This is a genomic window from Luteibacter sp. 329MFSha (genome assembly GCF_900111665.1).
Taxonomy (GTDB): Bacteria; Pseudomonadota; Gammaproteobacteria; order Xanthomonadales; family Rhodanobacteraceae; genus Luteibacter.
Genome location: NZ_FOJE01000001.1, coordinates 38608 through 51685, shown reverse-complemented (window position 1 = coordinate 51685; position 13078 = coordinate 38608). Strand labels below are relative to the sequence as shown.

General features: G+C 70.0%; 14 protein-coding genes. 7 read left to right on the top strand and 7 right to left on the bottom strand.

The features are described 5' to 3' along the window. Positions 1–5 precede the first annotated feature (5 nt). From BMW54_RS00210 to BMW54_RS00195, 4 genes are all read right to left on the bottom strand, one after another. The gene (locus BMW54_RS00210; RefSeq protein WP_343124106.1) at positions 6–1037 is read right to left on the bottom strand and encodes an FAD:protein FMN transferase; all 1032 of its coding nucleotides are present in this window, start codon (positions 1035–1037) and stop codon (positions 6–8) included. A gap of 82 nt (positions 1038–1119) precedes the next feature. Beyond that, the gene (locus tag BMW54_RS00205) at positions 1120–1929 is read right to left on the bottom strand and encodes a DUF4198 domain-containing protein (protein ID WP_090051970.1); all 810 of its coding nucleotides are present in this window, start codon (positions 1927–1929) and stop codon (positions 1120–1122) included. Positions 1930–1945: 16 nt separating this feature from the next. Next, entirely contained in the window at positions 1946–2455 is a 510-nt protein-coding gene (locus BMW54_RS00200) for a DUF2271 domain-containing protein (protein ID WP_090051969.1), read from the bottom strand. A gap of 11 nt (positions 2456–2466) precedes the next feature. Beyond that, positions 2467–3090, bottom strand: a complete 624-nt coding sequence (locus BMW54_RS00195; protein WP_090055518.1) for a PepSY-associated TM helix domain-containing protein — start codon at positions 3088–3090, stop codon at positions 2467–2469. Between the two features lie 181 nt (positions 3091–3271). Between BMW54_RS00195 and BMW54_RS00190 the strand changes: the two genes are divergently transcribed. The 6 genes from BMW54_RS00190 (at position 3272) to BMW54_RS00165 (ending at position 8288) form a co-directional block, all read left to right on the top strand. Next, on the top strand, positions 3272–3946 hold the full coding sequence (locus tag BMW54_RS00190; RefSeq protein WP_090055516.1) for a response regulator: 675 nt from the start codon (positions 3272–3274) through the stop codon (positions 3944–3946). Beyond that, positions 3939–5351 carry a sensor histidine kinase gene (locus BMW54_RS00185; protein WP_090051967.1) on the top strand — a complete coding sequence of 471 codons (1413 nt, stop codon included), beginning with the start codon at positions 3939–3941 and terminating at the stop codon, positions 5349–5351. The genes BMW54_RS00190 and BMW54_RS00185 overlap by 8 nt, the downstream gene beginning before the upstream one ends. A 148-nt stretch (positions 5352–5499) precedes the next feature. Beyond that, on the top strand, positions 5500–6336 hold the full coding sequence (locus BMW54_RS00180; protein ID WP_090051966.1) for an alpha/beta hydrolase: 837 nt from the start codon (positions 5500–5502) through the stop codon (positions 6334–6336). Between the two features lie 2 nt (positions 6337–6338). Beyond that, positions 6339–6698, top strand: a complete 360-nt coding sequence (locus tag BMW54_RS00175) for an EamA family transporter (RefSeq protein WP_090051964.1) — start codon at positions 6339–6341, stop codon at positions 6696–6698. Then, positions 6695–7093, top strand: coding sequence for a DMT family transporter (locus BMW54_RS00170; protein ID WP_090051962.1), 399 nt, complete (start codon positions 6695–6697; stop codon positions 7091–7093). The genes BMW54_RS00175 and BMW54_RS00170 overlap by 4 nt, the downstream gene beginning before the upstream one ends. Then, positions 7077–8288 carry a DegT/DnrJ/EryC1/StrS family aminotransferase gene (locus tag BMW54_RS00165; RefSeq protein WP_090055515.1) on the top strand — a complete coding sequence of 404 codons (1212 nt, stop codon included), beginning with the start codon at positions 7077–7079 and terminating at the stop codon, positions 8286–8288. The genes BMW54_RS00170 and BMW54_RS00165 overlap by 17 nt, the downstream gene beginning before the upstream one ends. Positions 8289–8463: 175 nt before the next feature. Here BMW54_RS00165 and tsaB read toward each other — a convergent pair whose 3' ends face one another. Both tsaB and creD read right to left on the bottom strand, forming a co-directional pair. Next, complete coding sequence (gene tsaB, locus BMW54_RS00160; RefSeq protein ID WP_090051961.1) at positions 8464–9153, bottom strand: tRNA (adenosine(37)-N6)-threonylcarbamoyltransferase complex dimerization subunit type 1 TsaB; 690 nt, start codon at positions 9151–9153, stop codon at positions 8464–8466. Next, on the bottom strand, positions 9150–10487 hold the full coding sequence (creD, locus tag BMW54_RS00155; protein WP_090051959.1) for a cell envelope integrity protein CreD: 1338 nt from the start codon (positions 10485–10487) through the stop codon (positions 9150–9152). The genes tsaB and creD overlap by 4 nt, the downstream gene beginning before the upstream one ends. 189 nt (positions 10488–10676) lie before the next feature. Between creD and BMW54_RS00150 the strand changes: the two genes are divergently transcribed. Further along, positions 10677–11069: a cupin domain-containing protein gene (locus BMW54_RS00150; RefSeq protein ID WP_090051958.1), complete on the top strand. Its 393-nt coding sequence runs from the start codon at positions 10677–10679 to the stop codon at positions 11067–11069. Positions 11070–11132: 63 nt separating this feature from the next. Here BMW54_RS00150 and BMW54_RS00145 read toward each other — a convergent pair whose 3' ends face one another. Then, positions 11133–13058, bottom strand: a complete 1926-nt coding sequence (locus tag BMW54_RS00145) for an ATP-dependent DNA helicase (RefSeq protein WP_090051956.1) — start codon at positions 13056–13058, stop codon at positions 11133–11135. Positions 13059–13078 lie beyond the last annotated feature (20 nt).

Genomic DNA, 13078 nt, shown 5'->3' with positions numbered 1-13078 from the left:
CGCGCTCACGACTTCGTCGCCGCCAGGAACGCCGGTGACGCGCGTTCCTCGAAACGACCGTCCTCGCCGTACAGGATGAACAGCACGGCGATGCCGTGCTTCGTCGCGTACGCCATGCCGGCCTCCGGACCGAGCACGGTCATCGTCGTGCCGAGCGAATCGGCGTGCATGCAGTCGTCCGCGAGGATGCTCACCGAGGCGACCCGGTGCGCGACCGGCAGACCCGTGCGCGGATCGATGTGATGCGAGAAGAACCGGCCGCCGCTTTCGAAGAAGTGCCGGTAATCACCCGACGTGGCTATCGCCTTGTCCTTCAGCGACACGATGCGCCCGACCTGGTCGGGATCGTCCACCGCACCGGTGGCCGCACCGGGCCGTTCGATGCCGACATGCCACGGCGTGCCGTCCGGCTTCCGTCCGTGCGCACGCAATTCGCCGCCCACCTCCACGAGGTAAGCCCGCACGCCCGACCGGTCGAGGAAGCGCGCCACCTGATCGACACCGAACCCCTTGGCGACGGACGACAGGTCCACGTACACGCCGCCGGGCTGGAACGCGCGGTGCCCCGGCTCGTCGACGCGGATCTTCGACCAGCCGACGCGTGCGCGCGCGGCGGCGATGGCCGCGGCGTCCGGTGGTTCGTGCGGGCGGTGGTCGGGTCCGAAGCCCCAGAGGTTCACCAGCGGGCCGACGGTGGGATCGTAGGCGCCGCCGGAATCCTTCGCGAGACCGAGGGCGTAGCGAAGCACCGCGAAGAACTCCGGCGGCAGCGTCTGCCACGTGCCGGCGGGAGCACGGTTGAAGCGACTCAGGTCGGAGTCGGGTTCGTAGGTGCTCATCTGCGCGACGACGCGATCCACCTCGGCCTGGATGCCCCGCTCGATGGCGCGGTCGTCCGCGCCATCGGGCAACACCGCGTTCACCGACCACGTCGTGCCCATGGTCTCGCCTTCGAAACGACGGACATCCGTGGCGGAGGCGATGGACGCGAACGACAGCAACGCCATGAACACGGCGAGCGCGCCGCGTCTTGCCACGCCACGAGCCACGGAGCCCAAGCTTCCTCGCGAAGTGCTGTCGCGGCCGGGGCCGTTCCTGTCGTCGTGCGTCATCGTGCTTTTACTGCGGGAGCACTTCGAGCGTCGCCGTATAGGCGAGGCGACGCTGCTTCGCATCCTTGACCGAAGTCCTGTCGTCTTCCGTGGAGGCGTTCACCCAGTACATGCCCGCTTCCGGCCACGTGAAGCTGAACCTGCCATCCTTGTCGGTCGTGGTGTCGAGCTCGTCCTGCTTGTTCCGGTAACGCGTGCCGCCGTCGATCGCGACGACCTTGAGGTTCGAGGCCGGCTTCCCGTCGATGAGCAGCTGGAACGTCGCCTTCTCGCCGGCCATCAGGTCGTTCGGCGGCGTGACCGGCACGAGTTCCAGGCCCTTGTTCGTCGGCTTCAGCGCACCGGCGCTGGGCGAGCCCTGAGTGACGAACGTCTCGACGCGCGAGGCCATCTCGGCGACCTGCACGTTCTTCGCATTCGCGGGGATCGCGCCCTTCAGCTCGTCGGCGGTGCCGCGCCAGCGCTGCTTCTTGCCGTCGACCTCGTAGTTCGCGAACACACCCTGGTTGACCAGCGCGAGCCGGTAGGTGCCCTTCTGCGGCACGGCCAGGTCGAACGTGCTGCGGTACTTGCCGGTCGACGCGTTCTCGGGCTTCACCGTCGAGCCGTCCGGCGCGGTGATGACGAGCTGATCGAGCTTCGCCGGGAAATGATCCGGATAGTAGAGATCGTTGGACACCGCCGCGTCGACGGTCACCCAGGCGTCGTCGCTGGAAATCACGGTGGCCGACGGCACCATCCACATCTTGTGGGCGTGCGCGGCGAGCGGCAGGACGAGGGCGGCGCAGAGCGCGGTGCGAACAATGGCGTGCTTCATCGATAAGCTCCGGTTCTCAGGGATTGATGTCGAGGGTGATCTGGCCGAGCTCTTCCGCGCCCTTCGCCGACAGGTGCTGCGTGGACTTCGCCGGCCAGTCGAATGCGATGCGCTGGGTTTCGTGCCCACCGACTTCGCGCGCGGCCTCGACGACGAGTTCGTAATGGCCCGGCGCCAGCGTGCCAAGCGGCGCTTTGCCTTCCGTGAAGCGCAACTGGTGCTGGCCCGCCGGACGCGTGGCGCCGGAGACGCCGTCGATCGGCATCGTCTGGTCGCGGCCGCCGCGGCGCCACCACTGGCGCATGTCCTTCAGCCACTTGGTGCCTTCGCCGTCGCCCTTCTTCATCTCGTACCAGACGGCGAGGTTGGCGACCGTCGCGTTGTCGCGCTCGATCCACACCGCGACATACGGCCGGTGGTATTCGCTGACCTTCAGCGTGGGGATCTCCACGGTGATGTTCAGGTCCGCCGCGCCGACCGGCGCGGCGAAGGCAAGGCAGAGGGCGAGCGGCAGGCGTCGACGCATGGGGGTTCCCGTCAGTGGATGAAGATCAGGGCGATGACCGCCGGCAGCACGAAGCCGAGCGCGACCATCGGCCACGTCATGCCGCGCTGGCCGGCGTGCATCTTGAGCAGCAGCAGTCCCGTGATCGCGAACACCAGGCAGGCCAGCGCGAACACGTCGATGAAACAGCTCCAGACGGGGCCGGTGTTGCGGCCTTTGTGGAGGTCGTTGAGGTACGCGAGCCAGCCGCGGTCCGTCACCTCCGACTCCACCTCGCCGGTCTCCCGGTCGACGCTGACCCAGCCATCGCCACCGGGACGCGGCAGCGAGACGTAGACCTCGTCCTCGCTCCACTCGCCGGAATGGCCGGCGGGATCCACGCCGGTGCGATCGGCGACGAAGGCGGCGACATCGTCGGGTAGAGGGCCAGACTTGCCGTGCGATCCGGCCAGCGTGCGGACCATCGGCGCCGGAAGGGTCGCGGCATGCCGCTCGACACGTGGCGACGCTTCGATCCGCGCGGCGTGATTGAGCGTGAAGCCGGTCACCGAGAAAAGCAGCAGGACGACCAGCGAGACCGCCGAGCTGATCCAGTGCCAGCGATGCAGGTGCTTCAGCCAGAACGCGCGGCGTTGCCGGTCGACGGTATCGCGCATGTGCTGGAACGCCCCTGTGAAACGCTGATTCGACAGGCTGCCATGGTAAACCACAATGCGAATCGTTCGCAATTAAGCGACAACGGTTGCCCGGTGCAAGCCGCCGCAGTGGCAGGAAAGACGCCGGAAAGCCTCCCGCGGCAGCATGCGCCGCACCCACTCCGGAGCGTATCCTCCCGCCATGCGCATCCTTCTCGCCGAAGACGACGCCGCGATCGCCGCGGCCGTGAAGAGCTCCCTCCAGCAGGGCGGCCATGCCGTGGATCACGTCGCCGACGGCGCCAGCGCCGACCACGCCCTGCGCGATCACGACTACGACCTCCTGGTACTCGACCTGGGCCTGCCCATGGTGGACGGCAGCGACGTGCTCGCCCGCGCGCGCAAGCGCGGCTCGGGCGTGCCGGTGCTGGTGGTCACGGCGCGCGAAGGCCTCAAGGAACGTGTGCGGGTGCTCGACCTCGGCGCCGACGATTACCTCGTGAAGCCCTTCGCCCTGGCGGAATTCGAGGCGCGCGTGCGCGCCCTCCTCCGTCGCCGCACCACCAACGGCACGCCGGAGTTCCGCATCGGCAGGCTGCGCCTGGACATTCCCGGCCACCGCGCCTGGATCGGCGACGCGGCCCTCGACCTCACCGCGCGCGAATTCGGCCTGATGGAAGCGCTGGCCGCGCGCGCGGACAAGGTGACCAGCCGCGCGCAGCTGGTCGAAGCCCTGTGCAACTGGGACGAGGACCTCACCGACAACGGCCTGGACATCGCGCTGCACCGGCTGCGCAAGAAGCTGCAAGGGTCCGGCACGAGCGTGCGGACGATACGCGGCCTCGGCTACATGCTCGAAGAATCGGCGGATGCCTGAACGCCGCCACGCGGCCCCGCGCCGGCCGGCACGTCCCAGCCTGCGCCGGCGCCTGCTCACGTTCCTCCTCGTTCCCGTGCTCGGCGTGCTGCTGCTCGACGCCGTCATCGCGTACTACGCGGCGCTGGCGTACTCCAACCGGGTGCACGACGCGGATCTCTCGGACTCCGCGCTGACCCTCTCCGAAATGATCGGCAACGACACGTTGCGCGGCGAGCTCACCGCGCAGGCGCGCTTCCTGCTCGAGTACGATCCGGACGGCCGCAACTATTACGAAGTGATCAGCGACCGCCATGGACGCATGATCGGCAACGCGGAACTGAAGGGGCCGGGGCGCCCGGTCGCCGTCGACGCATCGCCTCTCCTGTACGACACGATGCTCGGCCATCGGCCGCTGCGCGCGGCCGTGATGCGCGTGCCCAGCCACCAGAATCCCGGCGACACGCTCACGATCACCGTGGCCGAGAACCTGCGCGACCGCCACATCCGCGCGCGCGAGATCCTCTTCCTCAGCCTGCCCATGCAGGCGTTGCTCATCGTCGCGGTGCTCTCGCTCGTGTGGTTCGGCGTGAGCCACGGTCTCGGCGTGCTGGAGCCGCTGATGTCCCGCCTGCGGCGGCGCGAGCACGACCTCGGCCCGATCGGCGAGGAAGATGTGCCGGTGGAGATACTCCCGCTGACCCGCACGATCGACGATCTCTTCGCCCGCATGCGCAACATGCTCGGGCTGCAGGAACGCTTCATCGCCGACGCGGCCCACCAGTTGCGCACGCCCCTTGCCGGGATCCAGCTGCATGTCGAGCGGTTGGAAGCCTCCGACGACCCGGCATCGCGGGCGGACGCGCTGGCGCACGTGCACCGCCTCGCCGCGCGTGCCGCGCGCACGTCGGCGCAGCTGCTGGCCCTCACCCGCACCCAGTCGCCCGACCTGCCCGACCACGACGGCATGGCGATCATCGACCTGGCGGGCGTCGTGCCCGAGGCCGTGGGCATGCGCGTCCACCAGGCCTTGAACCTCGGCGTGGACCTTGGCTACGAGGGCGTCGACGGGCCCGTGCCGATCCGCGGCGACGCGCTGCAGATCCAGGAGGTGATCGACAACCTCGTGGACAACGCCTTCCACTACGCCGGCCGCGGACACACGGTGACCGTCTCGCTCGGACGCTCGGACGACGAGGCCCTGCTGGCTGTCGAGGACGATGGCCCCGGCGTCGACGATGCGTTCCTCGACCAGCTGGGCGAACGCTTCTTCCGCGTGCCCGGCGTCGACGAGGACGGCACGGGCCTCGGCCTCGCCATCGTCGAGAGCATCGCCGAACGTCACGCCGCACGGGTGGCTTTCCGCCATGCCGCGTCCGGCGGCCTGCGCGTCGAACTGCACTTCCCGGCCGTGACGACCGCCTAGCCCGTGGGAGCGCATCTGGGCGCGATGGGAACGTGCCGCGAGCCCCCATCGCGCCCAGGTGCGCTCCCACGGTAACAGGGCCGGAAAGGCGCCTGAAACTCCCTGCTGGGACCATGGGCGCATCGAAGCGAAGGCGCGAGGCGTCGGTGTGAGCAATTCGGCGGCATTCCAGTTCGAAGGCGGTCGTGACGGTGTCCTCCTCATCCACGGACTCACCGGCACGCCCACGGAGATGCGTCTGGTCGGCAAGGGCCTGAACCGCGCGGGTTACACCGTCGTGGGCGTGCAGCTGGCCGGTCACTGCGGCAGCGAGGACGACCTGCTCGCCACCACCTGGCAGGACTGGTACGCGAGCGTCGAAGCCGCCGCCGAGGAACTCCGCGGACGCGTCGACCGCCTGTTCGTCGCCGGCCTGTCCATGGGCGCCCTGCTCGCGCTGCGGCTGGCCGCCATGCGGCCGGACTGGATCGACGGTGTCGGTGTCTTCGGCGCCACCTTCCGTTACGACGGCTGGTCCATCGGCTGGACGGGCAGGCTCTCGTTCCTGCTCCCGCTGTTCAAGCGCCTGGGCATCGGCCGGCGCCGGAGCTTCATCGAACAGCCGCCCTACGGCATTCGCGACGAGCGGCTGCGCGCGCAGGTCAGCGCGGCGATGTTCTCGGGCGACAGCGAGGCCGCCGGCCTGCCCGGCAATCCATGGCCCGCGCTCGCCGAGATGGTGAAGCTCTCGCGCGACGTGCGCCGCCGGCTGCCGCAGGTGGTCGCGCCGTGCTTCATCGCGCACGCGGCGGACGACGACGTCGCCAGCATCGCGAACGCGGATCTCGTGGCGCGACGCGTGCGCGGTCCGATCGAAATGCTGCTGCTCGCCGACAGTTACCACATGATCACGATCGACCGGGAACGCCGCATGCTGATCGAGCGCACCGCCGACTTCTTCAACCGCGTCGCGCGCGACACGCGTTCGCCGCGCATGGCGGCGTGACGATGCACGGCCTGGTGCTCGTCCTCTGGATCGCGAACGTGCTGCTCGACACGGCGGGCCAGCTGGCGTTCAAGGCGGCGGCGGGCGACGAACGCGCCGGTGACGGCCTCGCGCGCTGGCGTTACATGTTCGCGCGCCCCTGGATCTGGACGGGCATCGCCTGCTACGTCGCCGAGTTCGTCGTGTGGATCGCGTTCCTCTCGCTGGTGCCGCTGTCCGAAGGCGTGCTGCTGGGCTCCATCAACATCGTCGCCATCATGATCGCCGGCCGCATCCTGTTCCGCGAAAAACTCAGCCCGCTGCGCGTGACCGGCATCCTGCTCGTCGCCGCGGGCGTGGCCATCGTCGGAGCGGGGTCGTGAAACGGTTCTACCTCGTCGGCTTCGCGTTGCTGCTCGCGTTCGACTCGCTCAACCTCGTCTGTTTCAAGATGGCGGGCGCGCACGCGCTGCCCGTCGAGGTGAGCACGGCGTGGCTCGCGCGCGTCTTCGCGCACCCCTGGATCTACGGCGCGGTGCTCGGTTACATCGGCGCGTTCGTCACCTGGATGAGCCTGCTCAAGCACGCGCCGATCGGGCCCGCGTTCGCCGCGTCGCATCTCGAGGTGGTGAGCGTGATGGCGCTGTCGTGGTGGCTCTTCGCCGAACCCGTCACGCCGACGCAGATCGCCGGAGCGATCGCGATCGTCGCGGGCATCGTCTGCCTCGCGATCGCGGAAGGCGACGAAGGGGCCGATGCCCATGCCGCTCCGGCCTGAGCGTGAAGCGCCGCCGACGGCCGGCCTGCCGTTGCGGCTGGCCGACCTGCGCGGCGACGTGCCCGCGCCCCTGACGGCCCTCGCCGCGCACTGGCTCGGCACGGATGGCGCGCAGATCGAATGCTCGGGGACGGCCGCTTTGACGGTCGCGCTGCGCACGCTGTCGGAGCACGCGCGATCCCGCACCGAGGTGGCGATTCCCGCGTTCACGTGCCCGCTCGTGCCGCTGGCGGTGCGCCGGGCCGGGCTCGTGCCGCGGCTCGTCGACCTGTCGCCCGGTCACTTCGACATGGACCCGGACCGGCTCGCCGCCGCGTGCGGGGAGCGCACGCTGGCGGTCGTGCCGACGCACCTCGGTGGCCGCCTCGCGGACGTGACGACGGCGAACGCCATCGCGCACGCCGTGGGCGCCCTCACCGTCGAGGACGCCGCGCAGGCCCTCGGCGCGCGCAGCGGCGAACGCTTCGCCGGCACCCTTGGCGACGTCGGTTTCTTCAGCCTCGCCACGGGCAAGGGTTTGTCGATCTTCGAAGGCGGACTCCTCGTCTCCCGCGACGCGGCATGGCGCGAGCGCTTCGCCCGGACCTCGCGGCGCATCGCGCGCTGGCACCCGGTATGGGAGGCCCGACGAATGATCGAGCTGATGGGATACGCGGCGCTGTATCGTCCGCGCGGGCTCGGCCTGGCCTACGGACGTCCGATGCGGCGCGCGTTGCGGCGCAACGATCTGCTCGGCGCCGCGGGCGAACACTTCGATCCGGACTTCCCGTTGCACCGCGTGGGCCGCTGGCGTCAGTCGGTCGGCGCCAGGGCGTTCGCGCGGCTGCCTCCGTTCATCGCCGCGACGACCGCGCAGGCGCAGTCGCGCCTTCCGGCGCTCGCCACGCTGCCGGGCGTCACCGTGTTCCGCGACGACGGCGGCACCTGGCCGTATTTCATGCTGCTGCTCCCCGACCGCACGACGCGCGACGCCGTGCTGGCGAGGCTGTGGTCGTCGCGGCACGGGGTGGCGCGGATGTTCATCCACGCGCTGCCCGGTTACGACTATCTCGGCGGCATGGCCGGCGGCGACGACGTGCCGAACGCGCACGACTTCGCGGCGCGCACGCTGACCATCACCAACAGCCCCTGGCTCGACGACCCCGCGTTCGAGCACGTGTGCTCCGTGATCGAAGCGGTGCTGGTGTCCCGCTGAGAGCTTTCGATGCCCGGCAGCAGGACCTGCCGCTCTTCGCGAAGAGCCGTCGCGGCCAGGTCCGCTCCCACGGTCAGAGGGACACGGCCTTTGGTGGGAGCGGACCTGGCCGCGACAGCTTTTCGACGCTCGGCAACAGGACCTGCAGCTCCTGGCGAAAGGCAGCGGGTCCCGCTCAGGCCTTGCCCTGCTCCACCAACGTCAGTGCCACCTTGTCGCGCAGGTACACCGGCAGCGCGAGTTCGGGCGCCACGGCCTGCCCGTCGCGGAAGCGGCGCGCGGCGACCTCCGCCACGTGCCGCGCCTGGGGGAAACGCGCGCCGTCCGCCGAGCGGATCGGCGCGGCGATGCGTTCGCGCAGCGCGGCTTCGTAGGTCGCCCAGCCGGTACCCACCACGTGCCAGCCGGACGCCTCGGGCAGCACGAGCGCGGCCGCGGTATCCACGCGTTCGCGATCCATCAGCGTGACGCTGCCGTCGCCTTCGCGACGCCAGGCTGCGACGTAGATCTCGCCCATGCGCGCATCGATCACCGAGAGGATCGCCGCATCGTCCTCCGGCGCTTCCAGCGCCAGCGCCTCCAGCGACGAGACCGTGACCACGGGCACGTCGAGCGCCATGGCCATGCCCTGCGCGAGGGAGACGCCGAGACGCACGCCCGTGAACGCACCTGGGCCGCGACCCACCGCGATGCCGTTCAGGGCCTCGCGCTTCAGGCCGGCCTCGGCGAGCAGTTCGTCCGCCATGGGCAGCACCAGCTCGGCGTGTCGGCGTGGCGCGATCTCGCTGCGCTCGATCACTTCGTCGCCGTGGACGAGCGCGACCGAGCAGGCTTCCGTGGAGGTTTCGATGGCGAGGAAGTTCATGGCGATTCCGTCGAAGGCAGGGGCGGCGTGCCGTAGGCGTACCAGTCGATACGGCGGGTGAGGTACATGAGCAGCGCGATCACCGTCACCAGAACCACCGAACCGATCAGCAACGCGTACTGTTCCGCGCCGATCAGGCCGTAGAGTATGACGTAAACGAGCGCCAGGACGCCGCCGAGGCAGAGCCCCGCGCCACGCGCCCGCAGGGCCGCCGTCGCGTAACCGCCGACGATCAGCACCACGGTCGAGGCCGCCACGGCGTACGCGGCCCCGAACCCGATCTGCTCGGAGAGCGCGAGCAGCAGCACGTAGAAGCTCGTCATGGCCGCGCCCACGAGCAGGTATTGCACGGGATGCAGGCGCAGTCCCTTGAGTATCTCGAAGAGGAAGAACGCGACGAACGTCAGCGCGATGAACAGCAGGCCGTATTTCCCCGCGCGGTCGTTCTGCTGATAGACACCGCCCGGCTGGTGCAGCGTCACGCCGAAGGCCGACGACGCGAGCCGGCCCGCCACCTCGGTATTCGCCGCGTCCCAGTGCTGACCGTAGTCGCGATTGAGGTCGAGCACCTGCCATGCGGCGTCGAAGCCCTCCTTCGTCACGCTGCGCTTGCCCGGTAGCAGCGCGCCGGTGAACCCGGGGTCGGGCCACGCCGAGCGGATGCGCACGCTATTCGTGCGTGCCAGCGGCAGCGCCGAGAACGATTCCGTGCCGGCGATGCGCAGGGTGGCCGCGAAGTCGATGGGCGTCGTCCGCCCGGCGTCGATCGGAAGCGGCGCGGAGAGCACGGTGTAGGGCCCCATGCGCGCCGCGGACGACGCGAACCGCACGGGCCGCCCGTCGACCGTCACGGACGTGATGTCCTGCACGCCGCGCGTGTCGGCGACGAGCAGGCGCAGTTCGGCCTTGCCCATCGCCCAGGTCGAGCCCGTATCGGCGGCGAAACGGCGGAGGTCGTCGGGCAGGATGCGGCCGCGCAGCGTCACGTCGCCCGTGTACACCGGCACCTCGTACATGCCGACGTGCCGGCGCTCGACGGTGAGGTCCGCGACGGTCGACTGCTGATCGGCGAGCACGATTTCCGTGCCGTCGCGCACGCTGGCGATTCGCCCGTCGCTGCCCGCGATCTCGTGCCGCGTCGGCACGGCGACGACGAGCCCGCCGATCGTCTGCGGCCCTCCCCAGCCCTCGGCGACGCGCACCGACGCGGCTTCGCGCATCGCCTGGCGCTCGCGCACCAGTCCATCGGCCTGCGTGAGCGGAATGAGCATGATCAGTGCGAGGGCGCCGATGCCCAGCACCTTCGCGGTGATCGATTGCGTCCAGCGGAACATGGCGGAACTCCTTGGCATGGGAACCTGGATCGTCACGCGACGGCGGGCCACGGAGCGGCTGGCTTTCTGGCGGGAAGCGGGCGTTCGCTGGCCGAACGCTGAATAAGTCATGCGAATGAGAGTGTTCTCATGACAGCGCACACGCGGGCAAGGACGATGCCCGCACCCCACGTCGCAAGGATCGCCGCCATGCCGCCCGTCCAGCTAGCGCTACCCGCCGCCCTCATGATCGGCGCGGCCATCGCCGCCACGACGACACCGCCACGCACCGACGTTCGCGAACTCGCCAGCACCCTTCGCCTTTCCGGCGAGGGGAACGCGGGCATGTCCGGGCTCATCGACGGCCGGCCGGCGTTGCGCATGCTGCAGGTGTCGATCAGACCGGGCGCGTCGTTGCCATGGCGGCATGGTGACGCCGGGTATGTCGTATCGGGCGAGCTCCGCGTCCAGGCGCCGACGGGCGACCTGCAGGTGATCCGTCCCGGCGACAGCATCCAGCCTGCGGCCGGTTCGCCGCATCACGGCGTGGCGGGTCCGGCCGGCGCGACGGTGATGATCGTCCAGGACGAAGGCGCTTCATGAGATCGCCGCGTCGATCGCGGCGCCACCTTGCTACCGAAGGGTGAGAGCCGATCGTATCGGCGATCAACCCGGCTCGTCGTCCTTCGCGAAGAACGAGACCACGTCGGCGAGCTCACGCGTCCGCGGCATCGGTGGCAGGCTGGCCAGGAAGAGGCGCCCGTAGCCTTTCGTGCTCAGGCGCGGATCGCACAGCACCAGCACGCCGCGATCGTGCACGTCGCGGATCAGCCGGCCGGCGCCCTGCTTCAGCGCGATCACGGCGGTCGGCACCTGCCAGCCCATGAACGGATTGATGCCGGCCTCCTCCAGGGCTTCCAGGCGCGCCTGCAGCACGGGATCGTCGGGCATCGCGAACGGCAGCTTGTCGATCACCACGACGCTGAGTGCTTCGCCGGCGACATCCACGCCTTCCCAGAAGCTCGCCGCGCCCAGCAGCACGCCCCGGCCGCTCGCGCGGAATTCCTCCAGAAGACGGTGGCGCGGCGCGGTGCCCTGCACGAACAGCGGCCATGGCACGCGCCCTTCCAGCAACTCCGCGGCACGGCGCAGGGCACGGTGGGACGTGAACAGCAGGAACGCCCGGCCGTCCGATGCCTCGAGCACGGGACGGATGGCCGCGATCACGCGATCGGTGTAATCGCGCGCGGCCGGGTCCGGAAGATCCCTGGGCAGGTACGCGAGCGCCTGCCGCCGGTAGTCGAACGGGCTCTCCACGTGCAACGTGCGCGGGTCTTCGAGGCCGAGCTGACGCGCGAAGTGGCCGAAGTCGCCCGCGATCGACAGCGTCGCCGACGTGTGGATCCACGCCGCGTCGGTCGACATCCGCATCGCCCGCAGCGGCGAGGCGAGGTCCAGCGGCGTCGCATGCAGCGCGAAGCCGCGCGGCCAGGTCTCGTACCAGCGCACGTCGCTGGCCGAATGCTCCTCGGCGATGCGATCCAGCCGCAGGCTCAGCATCTGCGCGCGTTCGTAAGCGTTCGCCAGTCCCCGCGAGCGCTCGCCGAGGGCCGCCAGCAGGTCGGACAGCGCCGCCATCACGTCGCGCAGCTCGACGAGCGTCTCGCGCACCGTCGGGTCGCGATCGAGGGCGCCGAGCGGGCCCCGGTTCGGCAACGGGTCCATGGCGAGGCGCAGCCGCTTCACGAGATCGCCGATGACCTCGACGGGCTCCAGCAGCTGGCTCGTCGCACCGGTGACACCTTGCGCCTCCGCCAGGGCATCCTGGCCGAGCTCGACGATCTGCCGCGAACTCACGCTCTGCGAGAAGAACTGCCCCGCCAGCTCGGGAATCTGATGCGCCTCGTCGAGGATGAACGCGTCGGCGCCCGGCAGGATCTCGCCGAACCCCTCCTGCTTCAGCGCCAGGTCGGCCATGAGCAGGTGATGGTTGACCACCACGATGTCGGCCTCCATCGCTTCGCGCCGCGCCTTCACGACGTGGCACTCCTCGAAGAACCGGCATTCCGAACCGAGGCAGTTCTCGGGCGTGGAGGTCACGCGCGGCCAGACCGGCGAATCCTCCGGGATGTCCACCATTTCCATGCGGTCGCCCCGCCGGGTCCGCGCCGACCATGCCCGGATCGCGGAGAGCTGGGAGACCAGCTGGCGGTCCGGATTGCCCTCGCGCACCGCCTGGTCCAGGCGGTACAGGCAGAGGTAGTTGGCGCGCCCCTTGAGCAGGCTCGTCCGGGCCCGGCTGCCCAGCACCGAGTGGACGCGCGGCAGGTCGCGGAAGAACAGCTGGTCCTGCAGCGCCTTGGTGCCGGTGGAAACGATGACCTTGCGCCCCGACATCAGGGCGGGAACCAGGTACGCGAAGGTCTTGCCGGTACCCGTGCCCGCCTCGGCGATGAGCATGTCGCGCTCGCCGATGGCCGTGGCCACGGCGGCCGCCATGCGCTGCTGGGCCTCGCGGGGCGCGAATCCCGGTACTTCACGGGCGAAAGGGCCCTCCGCGCCGAGGATCGCGGCCACTTCGAGTTCAGTCATCCGGCAAGTATCGCCTACAA

Excerpts from the sequence above, each read along its gene's own strand:
- tsaB (WP_090051961.1), bottom strand. The coding sequence starts at position 9,153 with ATGAACTTCCTCGCCATCGAAACCTCCACGGAAGCCTGCTCGGTCGCG.
- BMW54_RS00200 (WP_090051969.1), bottom strand. The coding sequence starts at position 2,455 with ATGCGTCGACGCCTGCCGCTCGCCCTCTGCCTTGCCTTCGCCGCGCCG.
- BMW54_RS00190 (WP_090055516.1), top strand. The coding sequence starts at position 3,272 with ATGCGCATCCTTCTCGCCGAAGACGACGCCGCGATCGCCGCGGCCGTG.
- BMW54_RS00185 (WP_090051967.1), top strand. The coding sequence starts at position 3,939 with ATGCCTGAACGCCGCCACGCGGCCCCGCGCCGGCCGGCACGTCCCAGC.
- BMW54_RS00175 (WP_090051964.1), top strand. The coding sequence starts at position 6,339 with ATGCACGGCCTGGTGCTCGTCCTCTGGATCGCGAACGTGCTGCTCGAC.
- BMW54_RS00145 (WP_090051956.1), bottom strand. The coding sequence starts at position 13,058 with ATGACTGAACTCGAAGTGGCCGCGATCCTCGGCGCGGAGGGCCCTTTC.
- BMW54_RS00150 (WP_090051958.1), top strand. The coding sequence starts at position 10,677 with ATGCCGCCCGTCCAGCTAGCGCTACCCGCCGCCCTCATGATCGGCGCG.
- BMW54_RS00205 (WP_090051970.1), bottom strand. The coding sequence starts at position 1,929 with ATGAAGCACGCCATTGTTCGCACCGCGCTCTGCGCCGCCCTCGTCCTG.
- BMW54_RS00195 (WP_090055518.1), bottom strand. The coding sequence starts at position 3,090 with ATGCGCGATACCGTCGACCGGCAACGCCGCGCGTTCTGGCTGAAGCAC.
- creD (WP_090051959.1), bottom strand. The coding sequence starts at position 10,487 with ATGTTCCGCTGGACGCAATCGATCACCGCGAAGGTGCTGGGCATCGGC.
- BMW54_RS00165 (WP_090055515.1), top strand. The coding sequence starts at position 7,077 with ATGCCGCTCCGGCCTGAGCGTGAAGCGCCGCCGACGGCCGGCCTGCCG.